The sequence below is a fragment of the Lysobacter sp. Root916 genome, from assembly GCF_001429785.1.
Classification (GTDB): Bacteria; Pseudomonadota; Gammaproteobacteria; order Xanthomonadales; family Xanthomonadaceae; genus Lysobacter.
This window is the reverse complement of record NZ_LMJF01000018.1, coordinates 71,445-90,292: the sequence shown is the minus strand read 5'-3', so window position 1 is coordinate 90,292 and position 18,848 is coordinate 71,445. Positions and strand designations below refer to the sequence as shown.

Annotated in this window: 19 protein-coding genes and 2 pseudogenes; 17 read left to right on the top strand and 4 right to left on the bottom strand. The window is 64.4% G+C overall.

What is annotated here, in order from left to right; all coding sequences use genetic code 11:
* The 3 genes and pseudogenes from ASE35_RS22160 to ASE35_RS20500 all read left to right on the top strand — a co-directional run.
* Nucleotides 1-250: pseudogene (locus tag ASE35_RS22160) on the top strand (RHS repeat-associated core domain-containing protein); the annotation flags it as partial.
* A 485-nt stretch (nucleotides 251-735) separates the two neighbouring features.
* The gene (locus ASE35_RS21415; RefSeq protein ID WP_157489607.1) at nucleotides 736-1,158 is read left to right on the top strand and encodes a hypothetical protein; all 423 of its coding nucleotides are present in this window, start codon (nucleotides 736-738) and stop codon (nucleotides 1,156-1,158) included.
* A gap of 307 nt (nucleotides 1,159-1,465) precedes the next feature.
* Entirely contained in the window at nucleotides 1,466-2,416 is a 951-nt protein-coding gene (locus ASE35_RS20500) for a transposase (RefSeq protein ID WP_157489606.1), read from the top strand.
* A 202-nt stretch (nucleotides 2,417-2,618) separates the two neighbouring features.
* On the opposite strand, the gene ASE35_RS20495 is transcribed toward ASE35_RS20500, so the two are convergent.
* Nucleotides 2,619-3,116, bottom strand: coding sequence for a GrpB family protein (locus tag ASE35_RS20495; RefSeq protein WP_057164957.1), 498 nt, complete (start codon nucleotides 3,114-3,116; stop codon nucleotides 2,619-2,621).
* 38 nt (nucleotides 3,117-3,154) lie between these two features.
* Nucleotides 3,155-3,862: a hypothetical protein gene (locus ASE35_RS20490; protein WP_057164956.1), complete on the bottom strand. Its 708-nt coding sequence runs from the start codon at nucleotides 3,860-3,862 to the stop codon at nucleotides 3,155-3,157.
* Between the two features lie 106 nt (nucleotides 3,863-3,968).
* Here ASE35_RS20490 and ASE35_RS20485 point away from each other — a divergent pair, with 106 nt between their 5' ends.
* The 5 genes from ASE35_RS20485 to ASE35_RS20470 all read left to right on the top strand — a co-directional run bounded on the left by ASE35_RS20485 (nucleotide 3,969) and on the right by ASE35_RS20470 (nucleotide 7,340).
* Nucleotides 3,969-4,538, top strand: a complete 570-nt coding sequence (locus ASE35_RS20485) for a TetR/AcrR family transcriptional regulator (RefSeq protein WP_235570125.1) — start codon at nucleotides 3,969-3,971, stop codon at nucleotides 4,536-4,538.
* A gap of 19 nt (nucleotides 4,539-4,557) precedes the next feature.
* Nucleotides 4,558-4,908 carry a VOC family protein gene (locus ASE35_RS20480; protein WP_082611403.1) on the top strand — a complete coding sequence of 117 codons (351 nt, stop codon included), beginning with the start codon at nucleotides 4,558-4,560 and terminating at the stop codon, nucleotides 4,906-4,908.
* A gap of 510 nt (nucleotides 4,909-5,418) precedes the next feature.
* Nucleotides 5,419-6,009, top strand: coding sequence for a hypothetical protein (locus tag ASE35_RS21410; protein ID WP_157489604.1), 591 nt, complete (start codon nucleotides 5,419-5,421; stop codon nucleotides 6,007-6,009).
* Between the two features lie 408 nt (nucleotides 6,010-6,417).
* The gene (locus ASE35_RS20475; RefSeq protein WP_057164953.1) at nucleotides 6,418-6,825 is read left to right on the top strand and encodes a hypothetical protein; all 408 of its coding nucleotides are present in this window, start codon (nucleotides 6,418-6,420) and stop codon (nucleotides 6,823-6,825) included.
* Nucleotides 6,826-6,878: 53 nt separating this feature from the next.
* A complete protein-coding gene (locus tag ASE35_RS20470; RefSeq protein WP_157489603.1) occupies nucleotides 6,879-7,340 on the top strand; it encodes a hypothetical protein in 462 nt (153 codons plus the stop codon).
* Nucleotides 7,341-7,400: 60 nt separating this feature from the next.
* Here the strand turns inward: ASE35_RS20470 and ASE35_RS20465 are convergent, their stop codons facing one another.
* Nucleotides 7,401-7,889: a DUF302 domain-containing protein gene (locus ASE35_RS20465; RefSeq protein ID WP_056177011.1), complete on the bottom strand. Its 489-nt coding sequence runs from the start codon at nucleotides 7,887-7,889 to the stop codon at nucleotides 7,401-7,403.
* Nucleotides 7,890-8,116: 227 nt separating this feature from the next.
* Nucleotides 8,117-8,596, bottom strand: a complete 480-nt coding sequence (locus ASE35_RS20460; RefSeq protein ID WP_056177006.1) for a tRNA (cytidine(34)-2'-O)-methyltransferase — start codon at nucleotides 8,594-8,596, stop codon at nucleotides 8,117-8,119.
* A gap of 214 nt (nucleotides 8,597-8,810) precedes the next feature.
* Between ASE35_RS20460 and ASE35_RS20455 the strand changes: the two genes are divergently transcribed.
* From ASE35_RS20455 to ASE35_RS20415, 9 genes and pseudogenes are all read left to right on the top strand, one after another.
* Nucleotides 8,811-11,690 carry a pitrilysin family protein gene (locus ASE35_RS20455; RefSeq protein WP_057164951.1) on the top strand — a complete coding sequence of 960 codons (2,880 nt, stop codon included), beginning with the start codon at nucleotides 8,811-8,813 and terminating at the stop codon, nucleotides 11,688-11,690.
* Between the two features lie 281 nt (nucleotides 11,691-11,971).
* A pseudogene (locus ASE35_RS20450) lies at nucleotides 11,972-12,286 on the top strand (DUF4156 domain-containing protein); the annotation flags it as partial.
* Between the two features lie 274 nt (nucleotides 12,287-12,560).
* On the top strand, nucleotides 12,561-13,577 hold the full coding sequence (locus tag ASE35_RS20445) for a 3-oxoacyl-ACP synthase III (RefSeq protein ID WP_056177001.1): 1,017 nt from the start codon (nucleotides 12,561-12,563) through the stop codon (nucleotides 13,575-13,577).
* A 163-nt stretch (nucleotides 13,578-13,740) separates the two neighbouring features.
* On the top strand, nucleotides 13,741-13,983 hold the full coding sequence (locus ASE35_RS20440; RefSeq protein WP_056176996.1) for a hypothetical protein: 243 nt from the start codon (nucleotides 13,741-13,743) through the stop codon (nucleotides 13,981-13,983).
* 121 nt (nucleotides 13,984-14,104) lie between these two features.
* Nucleotides 14,105-14,596, top strand: a complete 492-nt coding sequence (locus tag ASE35_RS22155) for a hypothetical protein (protein WP_235567191.1) — start codon at nucleotides 14,105-14,107, stop codon at nucleotides 14,594-14,596.
* 67 nt (nucleotides 14,597-14,663) lie between these two features.
* Nucleotides 14,664-16,502, top strand: coding sequence for an XVIPCD domain-containing protein (locus ASE35_RS22240; RefSeq protein ID WP_057164950.1), 1,839 nt, complete (start codon nucleotides 14,664-14,666; stop codon nucleotides 16,500-16,502).
* Nucleotides 16,503-16,728: 226 nt separating this feature from the next.
* The gene (locus tag ASE35_RS20425) at nucleotides 16,729-17,361 is read left to right on the top strand and encodes a YjfI family protein (protein WP_056176991.1); all 633 of its coding nucleotides are present in this window, start codon (nucleotides 16,729-16,731) and stop codon (nucleotides 17,359-17,361) included.
* A gap of 25 nt (nucleotides 17,362-17,386) precedes the next feature.
* Nucleotides 17,387-18,079 carry a PspA/IM30 family protein gene (locus ASE35_RS20420; RefSeq protein WP_057164949.1) on the top strand — a complete coding sequence of 231 codons (693 nt, stop codon included), beginning with the start codon at nucleotides 17,387-17,389 and terminating at the stop codon, nucleotides 18,077-18,079.
* Nucleotides 18,080-18,174: 95 nt separating this feature from the next.
* Entirely contained in the window at nucleotides 18,175-18,837 is a 663-nt protein-coding gene (locus ASE35_RS20415; protein ID WP_057164948.1) for a hypothetical protein, read from the top strand.
* The last annotated feature ends 11 nt before the right edge of the window (nucleotides 18,838-18,848 follow it).

The window sequence follows — 18,848 nt, the reverse complement described above, 5'->3', positions numbered from 1 at the left end:
GGGCGAGGCGTTCGGCAAAGATCCGCCGAATCAGGACCCGGACCTGGACAGCACGGACTTCGTGCTCGACATGCGGTTCCCGGGGCAGCGGTATGACGCGGCTACGGGGCTGAATTACAACTACTTCCGGGACTTCGATCCCTCTAGTGGGCGGTATGTGCAGTCGGATCCGATTGGCCTGAGTGGCGGACTCAGCACATACGCTTACGTCGATGGGACACCTTTGTCGGCGATTGACCCATTCGGTCTGGTTATATTTGCAAAGCCATTTACGTTGCGAGTGCGGCCTCCTACGGGTCCGGGTCCGGGCACTCTAATGGCGAGGCAGCATCCTTGGTTCAATCAGCCACAGTTGCGTATCACTCCAAGAGGGGGGAAGCCAAAGAACGATATCCCGTCATGGGCTAGAGGTACCTCTCCTACAAATGGAGAAAAACCGAGTGAATACGCATATCGAGTATGTCGAGACGCCGATATGGCGCCAGGAAAAGGTCCTGGATCAAATTTAAATATACTTAGAAAGTACGCGGAAACTTATTTCAAACCGGATGGGTCTCCGCCGTCGACATTGGATCTAATTATTCTCAGATTGTTTGATGACTCGCCTCCCCCTTCCCCGGAAGTCTATTGATGATTTTAAATGGTCAGGATGAAATATTTCTAACATGCCTTGTCCTTGGGGGTAGAGACACTTGGTTCGCCTGGGTGACATCGCCGTCAGGTCGTGATCAATTCATGACCGAAAATGATGCCTTGCTTTGGTCGGATAGGGATAAGGATCTCAGGGGGCTCTTGGAAAGCAAGGGTTTTGTGGTTGAAAGTGAAACTAGCTACTTTGATGTTGAATCTCTTCTACATGGGCTTAGGGTCGGCACTGTTGTTAGTCCGGAGTTGGCTCTTAACGTCTGGAATTTGTGCACTGATTTTTATAACACCTTCAATGATGAGGCTGTCCCAAAGTTTTGTGCGGATGATGATTTGAATGGGCTCTACGATCGACTGTTCTCTTTGTGCGATGTTGCTAGGGCTGTTGATTTAGACATGAGTCGGTTGACTGCTGAGGATGTGAATTTACTGTGCGATATAGTGCAGAGAGGGGTCCTCATGATCTGCTCTCATGTCAATGGCCGAAATGAAGACGCTCGTAGCTCGAAATAGGGGGCAAGGACGTGAACAAACAAGGACACCCATAGTTCCGCAATAGCCTGACATCCAGATCAGTCTTTTCTGGCTGTGCGAATGGGGCCAATCGGCGAAGCTGGTCGTATGACTCAGGTTCGCTTCTTGTGGAGTGAGCACTGAACAAGGACACCCATAGTTCTACACTAGCCTGGCATCCGATTCAGATTGTTCTGGCCGCGAACAAGGGGCCGCGAACAAGGACACCCACAGTTCCACACTAGCCTGACATCCGATTCAGATTTTTCTGGCTGCGCAAGCACGACAGACGCGAGATGCTGGCCTCATGACACAGGCCCGCTCTTCGCTAATCCCGCCCGGCCAAGCCGGCACGTTTCATTGCGTACAGCGCTGCGTGCGTCGAGCGTTCCTGTGTGGAGTTGATCGCTACACCGGTCGGTCCTTCGAGCATCGGAAGGTTTGGGTCGAACAGCGATTGGGATTGCTGGCTGAGTGCTTTGCCATCGCCATTCATGCTTATGCCGTGATGAGCAACCATCTGCATCTGGTCGTGCAGTTGGAGCCGGCCCTTGCACAGCAATGGACGGATGCCGAGGTGGCGACGCGCTGGATACGACTGTTTCCGCCCCGCGAGGGCACTCCTGAGGCCCATGAGCGCAAGCGCGATGCGTTGATGGCTGACCCATCTCGTATGTTGGCTGCGCGTGCTCGCCTCGGGGACCTATCCTGGCTAATGCGCTGCCTGGCGGAGCCGATCGCGCGCGCGTCCAATGCCGAAGACGATTGCAAGGGGCGGTTCTGGGAGGGGCGATACAAAGCGCAAGTTCTCTGCGACGATCGCGCGGTGCTAGCGGCCATGGCCTATGTCGATCTGAATCCAATCCGCGCAGGCATGGCGAGCGATCTGGCCCAGTCGCATCACACCAGCGCGCACGTTCGACTGAGGGGCGTGAGCCACGATGCGGCTAAGGCAATGCTGCAGCCCGTTGCGGGCTCTTCGGTGGCCTGTCTGCCGATCCGATTGGGTGAGTATCTGGCGCTATTGGAGTGGACTGGAACGCAGGTTCGCCCAGCCAAACGAGGTTCCATTGCCTTAAGTGCGCCGAGCGTGCTGGCGAAGTTCGATGCGCGGCCCGATCGCTGGATGGCACGGGTGAAGTCGATTGGCTCGGGCTACTGGCGCGCGGTCGGTGAAGTTCAGGACCTGCTGGAGATAGCACGGCGTCTGGGGCAATGTTGGCTTAAAGGCGTCGGTGTCGCAGCTAAGCTCGCTTAGGGCGTTTCGTGCTACTCCTTCCCTCGCGCCTGCCGTTAGAGGTGCAAGGTATTCTCTTCTAATGTTTGGACCAGTGCGCGTGGTCTGATAGAACTTACTTCTCGCAGCCTTCGCGGCAGCGTCGACCGCCAGTCGCGGGCGAGAGGTCTATGGGTGTCATTAGTTGTTTTCTAGTCGCTGTTTTTCCCCACTGTTGGAAGCGCTAGTCCTCCAGGGAAGACAACAGAGATCGAATGTAGACACCCTTCTCCAACGTATAAGCAGCCTTGTCATCGGCGTGCACGATAGCTAGCCGTCGTTTCAGGGCTTCGTACTCGGATCGGTGGGCGTCGTCGGCGCGCAGTAGGTCGCGGAAGTGGAGATGTTCCCGCCAGAGTCGGCCACCTTGTTCGACGCAATGCAGGTGGATCCGCAGGTCGCCCGTGATGTCTTTGACGAAGTAGCGGCGCCGAGGGATCGCTGCCTCGTAGTGCGGCCGGTAGGTGTAGCCCAGGTTCACCATGTCCCCGATGCGGGCTTCGATCTTGGCGAGTGTCGGCGCGCCCAGCAGGAGGTCGATGACCGGCTTGGCCGCCAGCCCGGGCACCGAGGTGCTGCCGATATGCATGATCTCGATGGGCACGCCGGCGAAAGCCGGCACCAGTTCCTGCCGGAGGTCCTGGAAGACGAGCGGCCATGTGGGAGAGTAGGGAACGAGCATGATGGCGCTCCGCGGATCGGTCGAAGGTGGGCCAGGCATCAGGCGCGGCGGCCGCCATCGTGGGATGTCGTCGTCGTGACATTCTGCGAAGCCCGCACGACCCACAGGCCCAGCAGGCAGTACCAGAGACTTTGTGCGACGACCACAAAGGTCATGCCGGGGGCGTGGAGCGAAATCAATCCTGTGATGTAGCCGATTAGGCACATCAGACCCGCGATCATGCCGTAGGCGCTGCACGCGATCGCCAGCCGACCGGATTGGCGCAGCATCGAGGCAGACCACAGCACGATGCCGCCCAACATGCCGAGCGTGCCGAATCCCGCCAGCACCTGATTGGCGGAGAAGGCGAGCAGCACCGAAGGCAGCGCGTCCTCGGCGCGCGGGATCAGCGGCTGAACGCGCTGCAGATAGTCACTGATGAGGAAGCCGCTGATCAACGCCGCGCCCAGCATGGCGACGGCGCCCAGCGCGTAGAGGCGGACCGCAGCCCACACCCAGCCGTTGCCTGGCCAACGCCGAGCGAGGTGGGCCAACGACAGCCAGAGGGCGACGATGCATACGATCATCGCCAGATGCACGTGCCGGCTGAGCGAGGAGATCTCCGTGAGGCTGGTGAGCCGCGCTGCCACGTCGGCGCCTTGTGCGGTGGGATGAAAGGCCATGATGAGCGGCGCCAGCACCCCGCTGGCGATCAGCGTCACGCCGGAGAGCAGGGTGCCTTGCGTGCGGGATGAGGTCGTGGTCATGCGGTGCCCCTGCAAAGAAGAGCGTATAGGCTAGCGATGCGATCGTGGCGGGTTTCCGGACAATCGCGGCCCAATGTCCGGCAGGGTTCGTGGGATGATCCCGCCCATGACACTACTTGAGCCAAACGAAGATCCCCGTAGGCGGCGCACACGCCAGGACCTGATGGCGGCGTTCTTCTCGCTGGTGCTCAACCAGCGCTACCACGAGATCCGCGTCGGCGATGTGCTGACACGATCGGGCGTCAGCCGCTCGACGTTCTACGAACACTTCCGCAATAAGGACGAGCTGCTTGCCGCCAGCCTGGAAGGGCCATTCCAGACGCTGGCCAATCTGGTCGGTAGGCAGGCGGACGTCAACAAGGTGTGCGCGATCCTGGAACACTTCTGGCAGAACCGTGCACTCGCTCGCAGCCTATTCCAGGGCGCAGCGCTACGTATTGTCCGGCACACGCTGGTCATGCACGTGGAGAGCACGCTGTCCCCGGCACAGCGCAGCCGTCTGCGCATTCCCGTGCGCCTCGCCGCACATGGGCTCGCCGATGGTCTGTTCTCGCCGGTAGTGGCGTGGTTGCTGGGTGACGCCAAGTGCAGTGCGCAGGAACTCGCCGTTGCCCTGCAGCTGTCAACAGCGGCTGCCACGCGCGCACTACAGGCCGGCGTTCCCGCCGAGGACTAGGCAAATAGAAGAGGTGAAGATGATGCGGGTAATCCCGATGCTGCCGGTCCGCCATATGCCGACCAGCGTGGAGTTCTACGCCAAGCTCGGCTTTGCGGTGGAAAAGCGCAACGACGAATGGCGTTGGGCGATGCTGGTGTTGGACGGGTGCCGGCTGATGGTGGACGAGTCGATCAACCAGCCGCCGGACGCGCCACGCACCTCGGTGATCTACCTGTACCCAGACGACATCTTCGCCTACCACCGCGACGTGAGAAGGCGAGGCTTGGATGTGCCTTCTATCAGTCATCCCTTCTACGGCATGAGCGAGTTCCGTGTCGAAGATCCCGACGGCAATCGGCTATGGATCGGGCAGCAGACGGGGAACTGAGCTTCGCGTAGCGGGGCAAGGACACCCACAGTTCCACCGAAGCCTTTTTGGCTCGGGTTGCTGGTGTGTGGTCGGCGAAATTCAGGGCATGCTGGAGATAGCGCGGCGTCTGAATCAACGTTGGCTTAAGGACGTCGGCATCGCGGCCGAGCTCGTCTTGAGTATTTCGTGGCTGCTCCGCCCCTCACGCTTGCTGTTAGAGGTGCCCAGGCCGTGCAAGATATCCTCTTCTAATGTTTGGGCTAGTACGCTTGGCCTGACGGAGCTTACTTCTCGCAGCCTTCGCGGCAGTGCCGATCGCTAGTCGCGGGCCACAGGTCTATGGATGTCAGTTGCTTCAACTCTTCTGATAGTCGTCGGGCTACCTACGAGTGGTCCGTCTGCGCGCACGAGGTCGCTCATGGCCTGCTTGGATTTTCGGACAACATACGTCCAGGTGCTCCAACAGTAATGGCGATCCTGAATTTAAAGCGCAAGAATTGGATATAGAATTACTAAAGAATTCTCGTTATGTTAATCCTGACGATTGGGGGCTTGCGGATGCGAATAGTAATCCTGATCGGCTGCCTGTTAGTCATACCTCAATTTGTGGGTTGCAGCCCATCGTCAGAAGGGCTCCAGCCCAAGAGGAACGACGACCAACATCTAGCCCGCTCCGCCAATGCGGACCTGCTGTCAGCCGATGGCGAGCTGTTTCCGCTAAGTACCTACTTCGGCGTGTGCCTGCGGCGCGCAGCTGTCCTTAGGGCAACTTTTAGTAACGGAATGCTCAGCCCTCACTACACGACGTCCGCAGAGATCGTTGGGGATGGCGGACTGTTGAAGTTCGGCGTCGGAAAAATCGGCATGTATCCTGGCACCACACTGAAAGAAGTTTCTGCCACGGCTCTACCTAGACGCATCCAACTTGGACGTGATCGCTTCGGTACCTTCGTGCTGGTCTCCGAGTTCGAAGCGGCCGGCAATAACTCAGTGACTATCAGCTATGACGAAAAGGACCCTGAAGCCCAGTCTGCAGCCATACGCGTTGCCAACAAAGTAGTGGCTTGCCACGTATCGATGGCATCTGCGGGCCTCGCGGCCGGAAACGGCAAGCCATAGACAATAGGCCGCGAACAATAGAGGTAGATAAGGACACCCATAGTTCTGCAGTAAGCCGGAGCCAAGCAGCAGACCGGCGCCGAGGACGTCAACAGTTCCACAGAAGTCTATTGGCTCGGGTTACTGGCGTGTGATCGGTGAAGTTCAGGACATGCTGGAGATAGCGCAGCGTCTGGATCAACGCTGGCTTAATGGCGCCGGCATCGCAGCCAAGCTCGTCTCGGGTATTTAGTAGCTGCTCCGCCCCTCGTACCCGCTGCTAGAGGCATCCAGGCCATGCAAGATATCCCCTTCTAGTGTTTGGGTAGTGCGCTTGGCCTAGTGAACCTATTCCTCACTGGCTTTGCAGCAGTGTCGCAGACAAGCCATAAATCCCTTCATACCTCAACTTTAAGTCGGAGAGCATTAATGAGCAGGTCGATGATGGGATTTGCTTCGCTCTTAACGCTAATGGCGGGGGCGGCCGGGGATGTGCATTCTTTGGCAATTCCAGAAGGCGACATCGAGGCGCTCAAGCTTGCGGCGCTCGGAGGTGAATCCTCCGCGGCAAAACGCCTGTATGAGTACTACAGCGTCGCCTCCGTTCAGTACGAAGAGGGGAACGCGTGGCTGAGGATTTGTGCGGAGAACGGCGATGTGGTTTGTGAGTACAACTATGGATTTATTTTGACGAAATCTGCGGAGAGTGAAGAGCGTGTTCGTGGGAAATATTGGTTGAAGGAAGCCGCTGAACACGGTAGTGAGAGAGCGGTTGAGTACCTCAAGGAGCTGGAGGCGGCGCCCGAGAAAAAGCGGGCTAAACTTGATCGTCCATAGGTGGGCCCATGTGGAACATGATGAGGGCGTGTCGCTGGCGACGAATGCAGAAAATGAAAATTGCGATCCTCTCTTTGTGCTTCGCCGTCATCTCTGTGTCTGCATGCTACGGCGGGAAGCCAAAGGAGCTGCGGAATTTGGAGGGTATGAGCCTGGAGCAGGCCCGAACCCAGTTTCAGACGCTGCCGCCAGACATTCAGGTTCGAATAGTCGTCTGGGAACTGGAGCATCGGCGGCCGTCGTCCTCGCGATTCGACTATTTGTTGGACAAGAACGGCACGCGTGTTGGGCCGCTACTTCTTGCAGAGGCGGTCCAAACAGGCAATCTCACCATCAATGTGACTTTGTTGCTGGAGTTCGCACAACTGCAGCCGCTATCCATTTCGGACAGGGATGGGCGGCTCTCAGCGGCCTTGTCTCGTTGCTTCGAGTTGGGCGGGCGGGATAATCGTGAATGCTGGGAGCTTCAGCGTGAGCTTGCACAGCGAACAAGGACGCCCACAGTCCCACATTAGCCTGACACCCAGATCAGCCTCTGCTGGTTGCACGAACGGCCTGAGAGAATCGACGCCGATTTAGCCCACCGCCGCCAGACGGCGCGGCCGCGGCTCCGGCACCGGGCATACGCGCAAGGACACTTCGCGCGAGGCGGCCGCGCGTACCAGCGCGCGCAGGCTTTGGTTCACCGCCTGGGTGATGTCGCGCTGCGCTTCCGGCAAGGCATGCCGGTCGGCCATCCAATCCAAGTCGAGATAGCCCACGCGGGTGTGGCCGTCGTCGTGACGCCAGGCCAGTACCTTCATCGGCAGATCGATCGCCAGGGTCGGCTGTTCCAGCATCGCCACCGACGAGGCCAGCGGATTTCCGAACAGCAGCAGCTGGGTCGGTGGCATGCGCAGGCCGCAGCCGTCGGCGATGCGGGCGTGGTCGATGCGCGCGTACACGCGCAGCCCGCGCTGTTCGACCATCGCCACCAGGCGGTCGATGGTGGTGGTGACGGTGTATGCGCTGCGCATGATCTGCATGCCGGGCGGCGCGTGGGGGTTCGAAACCTGTTCGTTCATGCGGCGGCTCTCACTATGCTGCGATCGCGATGGATCGATTCGGCGCAGATCGCCCGACGGCTCGGTTTTTTCTGCGCTCTATCCACAACATCGCCGCGCCGCCGCGCAAGCGGACGCGCGCACGGCAGCGCGTAGTGGAACCGCGTTGCGCAACGCCTGCGTCTACGACCAAAGTCTAAGTGGCGTCGCGGCACCGGGGCGGTGCACGGCCGCCGCGGTGGCCGGGCTTATTCGCCGCCGGCGTAAGCGAGCTGACGCCAGGCCTCGAACACCACCACCGCGACCGCGTTGGACAGGTTCAGGCTGCGGTTCTCCGGGCGCATCGGCAGACGCAGGCGCTGCGCTTCGGGCACGCCTTCCAATACTTCGCCGGGCAGGCCGCGGGTTTCCGGGCCGAACAGGAAGGCATCGCCGGCGCGATAGGCCGGGCGATCGTGGCGGGTGCGCCCGCGCGTGCTCAGTGCGAACAAGCGCGGCGGCACGCCCTGGTCCTGGGCGATCGCCGCCAGCGCCGCGTCCAGGCTGTCGTGAACGCGCAGCGTGGCGTACTCGTGATAGTCCAGGCCGGCGCGCTTGAGCTGTTTGTCTTCCAGGCCGAAGCCCAGCGGCGCGATCAGATGCAGGCGCGCGCCGGTGTTGGCGCACAGGCGGATCACGTTGCCGGTGTTGGGCGGGATCTCGGGCTGGTACAGGATGACGTCGAACATGCGCGCATTATGCGTGGCTGGCTCCCCGCAGGGCCGGGCCTGGGCACGTACAGGCACAAAAAACGGGTAACGCAGGTCCGTCCCGACCCCCTACCTAACTTGTGGCCTAGTGCTCACGGCCGCCCGCCGCGACTAGGATGCAGGGTCCTGCGCCGGCCTCGTCCGCGCGTAATCCCTTCATTCGCAACCATCCGACCGTACCCAGGAGCTGCACATGTCCCCGATCTCGCCGACGTCCCGCGCCCGCCCGCGCGCCGCCGCCCTCGCTCTCGCCCTGACCGCCGCGCTGGGCGGTGGCGTCGCTGCGTCGGTGCCCGCGTACGCCGCCGCGCCCAAGGCCTCGGTCGCGATCCCGTACGAGGAGTTCACCCTGCCCAACGGCCTGCGCGTGATCGTGCACACCGACCGCAAGGCGCCGATCGTCGCGGTCAACCTGTGGTACCACGTGGGCAGCAAGAACGAGCAGCCCGGCCGCACCGGCTTCGCGCATCTGTTCGAGCACCTGATGTTCCAGGGCTCGGAGAACCACAAGGGCGAGTTCTTCGCGCCGTTCGAGCTGGTCGGTGTGACCGATCAGAACGGCACCACCAACCAGGACCGCACCAACTACTTCCAGAACGTGCCCACCACCGCGCTGGACATGGCGCTGTGGATGGAGTCCGACCGCATGGGCCACCTGCTCGGCGCGATCGACCAGAAGACCCTGGACGAGCAGCGCGGCGTGGTCCAGAACGAGAAGCGCCAGGGCGAGAACCAGCCCTACGGCCGCCGCATCAACGCCAAGATGTTCGAGGCCCTGTACCCGGTCGGGCATCCCTACCACTGGCAGACCATCGGCTCGATGGCCGACCTCGACGCGGCCTCGCTCGACGACGTCAAGACCTGGTTCCGCAGCTGGTACGGCCCCAACAACGCGGTGCTGGTGCTGGCCGGCGATATCGATCTGAAGACGGCCAAGGAAAAGGCCCTGCGCTACTTCGGCGACATCCCCGCCAGCGCGACGCTCAAGGACATGCCGACCAACATTCCCAAGCGCAGTCAGGACACCCGCGAGACGGTACCCGACCGCGTGCCGCAGGTGCGCGTGTACCGCGCCTGGCCGGTGGCCGAGAACGGCAGCAAGGATTCGACCCTGCTGACCCTGCTGAGCCAGGTGCTGGGCGGCAGCGCGTCCTCGCGCCTGGACACGCGCCTGGTCCACCAGGACAAGCTGGCCGATAACGTCGGCACCTCGGTCTGGAACAGCGAGATCAGCGGCACCTTCTTCATCACCACCACGGTCAAGGAAGGTGTGGACTCGGCCAAGGTCGAGAAGATCGTCGACGAGGAACTGCAGCGTCTGCTGACCCAGGGCCCGACCGCCGAGGAACTGGATCAGGCCAAGACCGCGATCCGCGCCGACTTCGTGCGCGGCATCGAGCGCATCGGCGGCTTCGGCGGCAAGTCCGACGTGCTGGCCGAATGCGCGGTCTACAGCGGCAAGCCCGACTGCTACCGCGAAGAGCTGGAAACCCTGATGGCCGCGACCCCGGAAAGCGTGCGTGCGGCCGGCCGGAAGTGGCTGGGCGTGGGCTCGCACACTCTGGTCGTGCAGCCCAGCGACAAGCCGGCTTCGTCGCTGCCGGAAACCGCCGCCGCGGCGCCCGCCAGCGCGCCGGCCGCGGTGCCCGCGCCGGATCCCAAGTTCAAGACCGTCAAGTCCGACGTCGACCGCAGCACCGGCGTGCCGGTCACCCAGACCTTCCCGGCGCTGAGCTTCCCGACCCCGCAGCGCGGCAAGCTGTCCAACGGCATGGAAGTGGTGCTGGTGGAGCGCCACGAAATTCCGGTGGTGCAGCTGTTGATGGAATTCCCGGGCGGCTACACCGCCGACCAGGGCCGCAAGCTGGGCACGGCCAGCTTCGCCATGTCGATGCTGGACGAAGGCGCCGGCGACTACGGTGCGCTGCAGCTGGCCGCGCGCAAGGAGGCCCTGGGCGCCGAGCTCGGCGCCGGCGCCAGCCTGGACAGCGCCTCGATCAGCCTGTCGGCGCTGAAGGACAAGCTGGATCCGTCGCTGGATCTGTTCGCCGATGTGGTCCGCCGTCCGCGCTTCGACGCTGCCGAGATCGAGCGCGTGCGCGCGACCTGGCTGGCCGGCATCAAGCAGGAGAAGGCGCGTCCGCAGACCGCGGCCCTGCGCGTGCTGCCGCCGCTGCTGTACGGCGCCGGCCACGCCTACGCGATTCCCTTCACCGGCAGCGGCACCGAGGCCTCGATCGCCTCGCTGACCCGCGACGATCTGGTCGCCTTCCATCGCGACTGGCTGCAGCCGGACAAGGTGCGCATCGTCGTGGTCGGCGACACCAGCCTCAAGGACATCGTGCCGCAGCTGGAAAAGCGTTTCGGCGATTGGAAGCCGGCGCCGAACGCGCCCGCGCTGCCTGAAGTGGCGACGGTGCCGCGCCCGAAGGCGCCGCGTGTGTTCCTGGTCGACCAGCCCGGCGCGATCCAGTCCAACCTTTACGTCGGCGAAGTGGTGCCGCCGACCTCGGACGCCGGCTCGATCGATTTCGACTTCGCCAACGGCGTGCTCGGCGGCGAGTTCAGCTCGCGCCTCAACATGAACCTGCGCGAGGACAAGCACTGGGCCTACGGTTCCTACAGCGGCGCCAGCAACACCAAGGGCCAGCGCCCGTGGATCGCCTCAGCGGCGGTGCAGAGCGACAAGACCGTGGATTCGATCAAGGAGCTCAAGCGCGAGATCGACGCCTTCGCCAGCGGCCAGACCCCGATCACCGAGGCCGAGGTGGCCAAGATCCGCGCCAGCAACACCCTCAGCCTGCCCGGCGCCTACGAGACCGCGAACGCGGTGCTGGGTCAGGTCGCCGGCAATCTGCGCTACGGCCGTCCGGACGACTACATCGTCCAGTACAAGGCCCGCAACGATGCGATGACCCCGGCGCTGGCCCAGGCCGCGGCCGAGACCATCGACCCGGCCGCGGTCACCTGGGTGGTGGTCGGCGACTTGTCGAAGATCGAACAGCCGATCCGCGATCTGAAGCTGGGCGAAGTGCAGTCGGTGGACGCGGACGGTAAGCCGAAGCAGAAGTAAGGGCGTGCCGCTGCCCTCATCCGCCGCATTTTTGCTTTAGCCCCTCTCCCGCGTGCGGGAGAGGGGTTGGGGTGAGGGCACGCGCAGCATCAAGCTAGCGCCGCCGCTTGCGATTCGCGCGCCCTCATCCGCCCTCCGGGCACCTTCTCCCGTCAGCGGGAGAAGGGACAGCAAACAAGCGTGAAGAGCGGTCGCAGCGCCCCCCGCATCACCAGTCCTCCCAAATTCACGCATACCCAGCCAGAATGCGCGTCATCCACGCCGCCTCACTGGAGCTCCGCATGAATCGTCCGCTCGCCGTTAGCCTGTTCGCCGCCCTGGTCCTCGGCGGTTGCACCTGGGTGCAGATGGCTCCGGGTGCGTCTGCGGTGCGCGTGCTCAGCGGCGGTGCCGCGCCGGCCTGCGAGAAGCGCGGCGAAGTCGCGGTCTCGGTCAAGGACTCGGTGGCCTTCTACGAACGCAACGCCCTGCGCGTGAGCGAGGAGCTGGAAACCCTGGCCCGCAACGAGGCGCCGGGCCTGCAGGCCGACACCATCCAGCCGCTGGCCCCGCCCGCCAATGGCGAGCAGCGCTACGCGGCCTACCGCTGCGGCGGCCCGGCGCCTACCGCCGGTCGGCCGGCCGCGGCCCCGGCCGAGTCCGCCAAGACCTACCCGGTCGGCGGCTGAGACCCGGGCCTCGACCCGCTGGGGGCCCGATTAAGGGCCGCTAAGGCCCGTTCCAGCGGCTTTAGCGTGCTTTAAGTGCCCCTGGGCACGTCCTGAACGCTTCAGCTGCCGGCGCCCGTTCGCCGGCCGGGGCGACACCATTTAATGCAGGGCGGCCTGGAACCCGTTAATCTTTCGTGTTTCCGCTCACGGTTCGCCGCCCATGCTGTTCCAACATGTCGCCATCGCCGGTCTCGCCCACATCGACGCCCCGCGTCGTCTGAGTTCGGACGAGATCAACGAACGCCTCAAGCCGACGCTCGACCGGCTCGGTATCAAGGCCGATGTGCTCAAGGACATCGCCGGCATCCACGCGCGCCGACTGTGGGACGGCGACATGCTCGCCTCCGATGCCGCCACCCTGGCCGGCGTGAAGGCGCTGGCCGATGCCGGCATCGAACCCGACCGGGTCGGCCTGCTGGTCAACACCTCGGTCAGCCGCGACTACCTCGAGCCGTCCACCGCCAGCATCGTCAGCGGCAACCTCGGCCTGTCCGAGCACTGCCAGAACTTCGACGTCGCCAACGCCTGCCTGGCCTTCATCAACGGCATGGACATCGCCGCGCGCATGATCGAGCGCGGCGAAATCGACTACGCCCTGGTCGTGGACGGTGAGACCGCCGGCCTGGCCTACGAGAAGACCCTCGAGCGCCTGACCTCGCCCGACGCCACCGCCGAGCAGTTCCGCAACGAGCTGGCCACCCTGACCCTGGGCTGCGGCGCCGCGGCCATGGTGATGGCGCGTTCCGAACTCGCGCCGGGCGCGCCGCGTTACCGCGGCGGCGTCACCCGCGCGGCCACGCAGTGGAACAGCCTGTGCCGCGGCAACCTCGACCGCATGGTCACCGACACCAAGATGCTGCTGACCGAGGGCCTCAAGCTCGCCCAGCGCACCTGGATCGCCGCGATCGGCGCGTTGGGCTGGGTTGCCGACGAACTCGACGAGTTCGTGATCCATCAGGTCAGCCAGGTCCACACCCAGGCCTTCATTAAGGCCTTCGGCATCGACCCGAAGAAGGTCCTGACCATCTTCAACGAGCACGGCAACATCGGCCCGGCCTCGGTGCCGATCGTGCTGAGCAAGCTGCGCGAGATGGGCCGCCTGAAGAAGGGCGACCGCGTCGCTCTGCTCGGCATCGGTTCGGGCCTGAACTGCTCGATGGCCGAAGTGGTCTGGTAAGCACGACAAATACGCGCGGCGACACGCGCGTTGTGCCACGAAAGCCCGCGCTAGCCAGCGCGGGCTTTTTCTTTGGCGGCGCCGCGCGCGCCGGCCTGATCGAAATCTTCATGTGCGCCGCGCTAGCATCGGGTTTCTTATCGCACCCAGCACAGGACTGCCCATGACGACCCCCAAGAGTCACCTCGAAATCGCCCTGGCCTCGATCCCGGTATTCACCAACGACGGCGAACTCGATGCCCAGGAATTCGACAAGCTGCTGGCGCTGGCCCTACGCGACCAGAGCATCGACGACGACGAGAAGCGCGTGCTCGGCAACATCTTCAAGCAAGCCGAACTGGGCGAGCTGGATGCGACCGTGAAGACCCGGATCGCCGAGGCGCGCCGTCTGCACGGGATCGCCTGAGCCCCGCAACCGGCCCGGCGGATCGCGGCGCACGCCCTGCCGCGAACCCGCCCGGCCGAGGTTGAACTTTCACGCACGCCTGCCGCACTCTGACCGCCTGCGTTCCGCACAAGGAAGAGGCATGCGTCAGGCTGCTGCTTGGGTGTTGTTGCCGCTGTTGGCCGCCTGCGCGTCGACCGCGCCGGCTGTGGATAAAGAGGGCGTCGGCAAGGCCGGCGCGTCCGCCGATCTGTGCGCGCAGGTGCGCGCCTGGAAGGCCTCTGGCGAGTACGAACGCGTGCGCATCGCCGCCAGCGGCGGCTCCGACGAGGGCGGCCTCAACTCCCGCTTCGATTTCGACGGCCGCCACGGCCTCAAATCGCTGTCCGCCGAATGCGGTGCCGGCAGCTACTCCGAATGCGAATTCTCGGTCGAGCGCGCCGACGGCGGCCGCTACGCCTTCAGCGAGTTGTCGCGCTTCGGCCTGATCGAGCGCGACGGCCGCTATTACCTGGTCTACGGCATCGTCGGCGCCAGCAAGGGCAAGGACCCGAAGGCCCAGCGCGTGGTCGAGCTGGCCGACCCGCCCAAGACCGTGTGCGACCAGATCGGGGATTACGCCGATCTGATGTGAACCAACGCGGTTCACATCGGAATTACCCACGCCCTAGGAAGGGCGGATCACCAGGAGCGAGAGCGTCATGGATTACAACGAGCTGACCCAAGAGCAATACAACGAACTGATCAAACGGCTGGTCAAGATCACCGAGTCGCTGCACGCGCGTTCGCAGGACGTCGGCGACGACCGCGCCACCATCGGCTACGGCTACACCTTCAACCGGTCCAACAACGTCGAGATCTGGGAGCGCTCGGGTATCGAGCTGACCCGCGGCGAGCGCGAGCTGCTGCAGCGCATCGACGAGGCCCCGGCCGCCGACCGCACCCGCCTGGGCCTGACCTTCCCGCGCACGCTCGATGCGGCGCAGGCCGATCGCCTGCTGGAGGCCTCGATTCCCGAATACGAGGCGCCGGTCAACGCCTTGGACATGCCGATGTCGCGCGAGAAGGCGGCCGCGGTGTCGGTGGTCTACAACCGCGGCGTCGGCTCCTACAACCGCAACATGGAACCGTTCCGCGACGCCGTCGAAGCCGGCGATCGCGCCGAGGCCTGGTTCGAGCTGCGCTACAACTCCTGGGGCTCGCACGCGCCGTCCGAGGCCGGCCTGCGCAAGCGTCGCTACATGGAAGGCCAACTGTTCGGCCTGTACGACGATCCGGCCAACGTCGACGCCGCCGAAGCGCGCGACGTCTACCGCAGCTTCCAACTGCACCGCGACCGCATCGTGCGCGACGAGCGCAACTGGGGCGAATCCATCGACGGCCGCAATGAAGGCCGCAACATGATCGACCAGGCCAACCGCGACTTCAGCAACATCACCGCCGACTACGGCGAGGTCCAGACCATCCGCGAGGCATTGGCGCCGGCGCGCGACGCCCTGCTCACCGATCTGCGTCGCGAGCATCCGGATCTGGCCGATCGCCTCACCAACGAATCCTTCGAGGCCGGCGCGATCTACCTCGATCCCGGCCGCAACACCGCCACCGTCGCGGTCGACGCCGAGCACGCCGCCACCCTGGACGCGCGCCGCACACGCAACGGCGCCGAGGTATCCAGCAACGATCTGCTGATCGGCGAGGGTGGCGACGATACCCTGCGCGGCGCGCGCGGCGACGACATCCTGATCGGCGGCGCCGGCCGCGACCGTCTCGAAGGCGGGCAGGGCCGCGACACCTACGTGGTCGGCGACGGCGACACCGTGCTCGACAGCGACAAGGTCGGCGAAGTGCGTTGGGGCGGGCGCGTGCTCAGCGGCGGCGTGCGCAACGAGGGCGATCCCGAAAACACCTACCGCAGCGCCGACGGTCTCTACACCTACCAGCTGCAAGGCACCGACCTGCGTATCACCGATCAGGCCGGCGCCACGGTCACGGTCAAGGAATTCGAAAGCGGTAACCTCGGCATCACCCTGGGCGCGAATCCCGGTGGCGGTACGCGCGAGGTGCCGGGCGGCGGCGTGCCCGCCAACGACGCGCCGGTGACCGCGCCGGGCGAGCGCAGCACCGGCCAGCGCAGCGAGGCCGCGCCCGAGCATCCGATGTACCGCGAGGCGCTGGGCCAGGTGGAATCGCTGTACGAGCGTCACGGCAAGCAGGTCGGCAACGAAGAACTGCAGCGCACCGCGATGGGCGTGGCGGTGGACGCGTGCCGCGCGCGCATGACCGGCATCGACCACTTGGTCTTCAGTCGCGACGCCCAGCATGGCGGCCCGGATCTCAACGGCAATCTGATCGCGGTGCAGGGGCGCCTCGACGACCCTGGCCACCGGGTCAGCGCAACCGCGCTGCAGGAGGCCGCGCGCACCCCGGTGGCCGAGTCGCAGCGCCAGCTCGAGCGGGTCGGCCAGGAGCAACTCAGCCAGGACCGCGCGCTGGCCCTGGCTCAGGAGCAGCAGACCCTGGGCGCGCGCCGTCTGGGCTGAGGCGCTCCCGGCACGCCCTGCGTGCCGGGGCCATCAGGGCGCTCGACCAGCAGGCACACCGCGACCGTCCGAGGGCGGTCCGGTGTAGCCGTGTCTTCGCCTTCGTATCGGCAACCCACTGTTTTTAATCGAATTTAGCGCCGGCTTCGGCGTGGCGCTGCCGTTCGTCGGAACATCACATGTGAGCACTTGAAGTCGTTACATGTGATGCGATAACGTGCGCTCCATGGAACGCAAATCCTCCGCCTACTACCAGCGCCTGCACCGCGAACGCCTGCGGCAGAAGGGGCTGGTCAAGAAGGAGGTGTGGATCCTGCCGGAGTTCGGCGACGAACTGATGGCGGTCGAAAAGCGCATGCGTCAGCCGCGCGGGACGATGGGCCCGTCGCCGGCACGACCCGATAAGGAGAGTGGAATGAGCGAATCGAAGACCTGGACGGCGACGGCCCTGTACGAGGCCCTGTCGGCGACCGAAGAGTTCCGCAATGGCGAGTCCCAGATCGAACTGATCGACGGCGCCGAGCCGGGCTTGCACGTGACGATGTCCGAATACGGCGACCTGCCGCTGTTCATGGCCGTGGTCGGCGAACAGATCGTGGTCGAGGCCTTGCTGTGGCCGGTGGCGCAGGTGCGCGACTCGGCGGCCTTCAACGACGAAGTCCTGCGCACCCACAAGATGTTCCCGCTGTCCACGGTCGGCATCGAGACCCTGGCCGACGGCGAGCGGGTCTACATCATGTTCGGTGCGCTCAGCGCCGGTTCCTCGCTGTCGAACGTGCTGTTCGAGATCGAGACCCTGGCCGACAACGTGATCAAGGCCACCGAAGCCTACGAACCCCAACTGCGTCAGGCCGCGTGACGCGGCCGGGCCAGGAGACGAGACGATGAACATCTGGAGCAAGCTGTTGACCGCCCTGCGCGGCGGCGCCAACGAAGTCGGCGAGTCGCTGGTCGACGGGCAGGCGCTGCGCATCCTCGACCAGGAAATCCGCGACTCCGACCTGGAGCTGCGTCGTTCCAAGGAAGCGCTGGCCGAGATCATGGCCAAGCACAAGCTGGCCGAGGACCGTCTGGCCAGCTCGCGCGACAAGGTCGCCGAATACGAGGCCTACGCGATGAAGGCATTGGAAGCCGGCGACGAATCGCTGGCGCGCGAGGTCGCGGCCAAGATCGCCCTGCTCGAAGGCAGCCGCGACGCCGACGAGCATCAGGTGCGGCAGTTCGCGGTCAGCATCGTCGACCTGCGCAAGGCGATCCTGCAAGCCGAGGGCAACATCCGCCGCCTCAAGCAGCAGCTGGACACGGTCAAGGCCACGGAAAGCGTGCAGCGCGCCCAGGCCACCGTCGCCCACCGCTACGCCGGCTCGCAGAGCCGTATGCAGACCGCGGTGGAATCGCTGGAGCGGATCAAGCTCAAGCAGGCCGAGCGCGGCGCGCGCATGGACGCGGCGGCCGAATTGGCCAAGGATGAGGGCCAGGACGCGCTGGACACCAAGCTGCGCGAGGCCGGCATCATCGCCGATGCTTCCAGCGCGGATTCGGTGCTGGAGCGGTTGAAGCAGAAGAGCGCGGGTTGATACCGCCCGCGCGCGCTGGCGCCGGCCGGGTAAGGTAGGCGCAGCGCGCGTCGGGGCGACGCGCGCGGGGTGGTGGCACAAACGGGGAGAAGGGTGTGTTCGTGTTCCTGCAGATCGTATGGTCGTTCCCGACCGTCATCTTCAGCCTGCTGATGATGATGGTGGTGCTGTACTGGCTGATCGCCGCCACCGGCCTGATCGACCTGGACATCCTCGATGGCGTGTTCGGCATTGGCGCCGAAGGGGCCGAGGGCGCGGGCGGCGATGGCGGCGGGCTCAGCGGCGCCACCGGTCCCCTGATGCGTCTGGGCCTGGGCGGCATTCCGCTGACCGTGGTGTTCACCGCGCTGGTGTTCTTCAGCTGGTTCCTGACCTATTTCGCCGAGTACCTGGTGCTGCGCCATCTGCCCGGGAACTGGATGCATACCGTGCTGGGCGTGGCGACCATGGCCGGCGCTCTGATCGCCTCGGTGTTTCTGAGCGGCATTGCGTTGCGCCCGTTGCGGCGCTTCTTCGCCCAGCTCAAGCCGTTGCCGGCGCGTCCGTTGCTGGGGCAGCTGGCGATCGTGCGCAGCCCCACGGTGACCGCGAGCATGGGCAGCGCCAGCGTCGAGGACGGCGGTGCCGGCCTGATCCTGCAAGTGCGCGACGACGTTGCCGATCGCTTCAAGCGCGGCGACCGCGTGGTGCTGATCGAATACTTCGCCGAGCAGAACGCCTACCGCGTGATCGGCGAAGACGAGTTCAACGGGCCGTAGCAGCCGCGTCG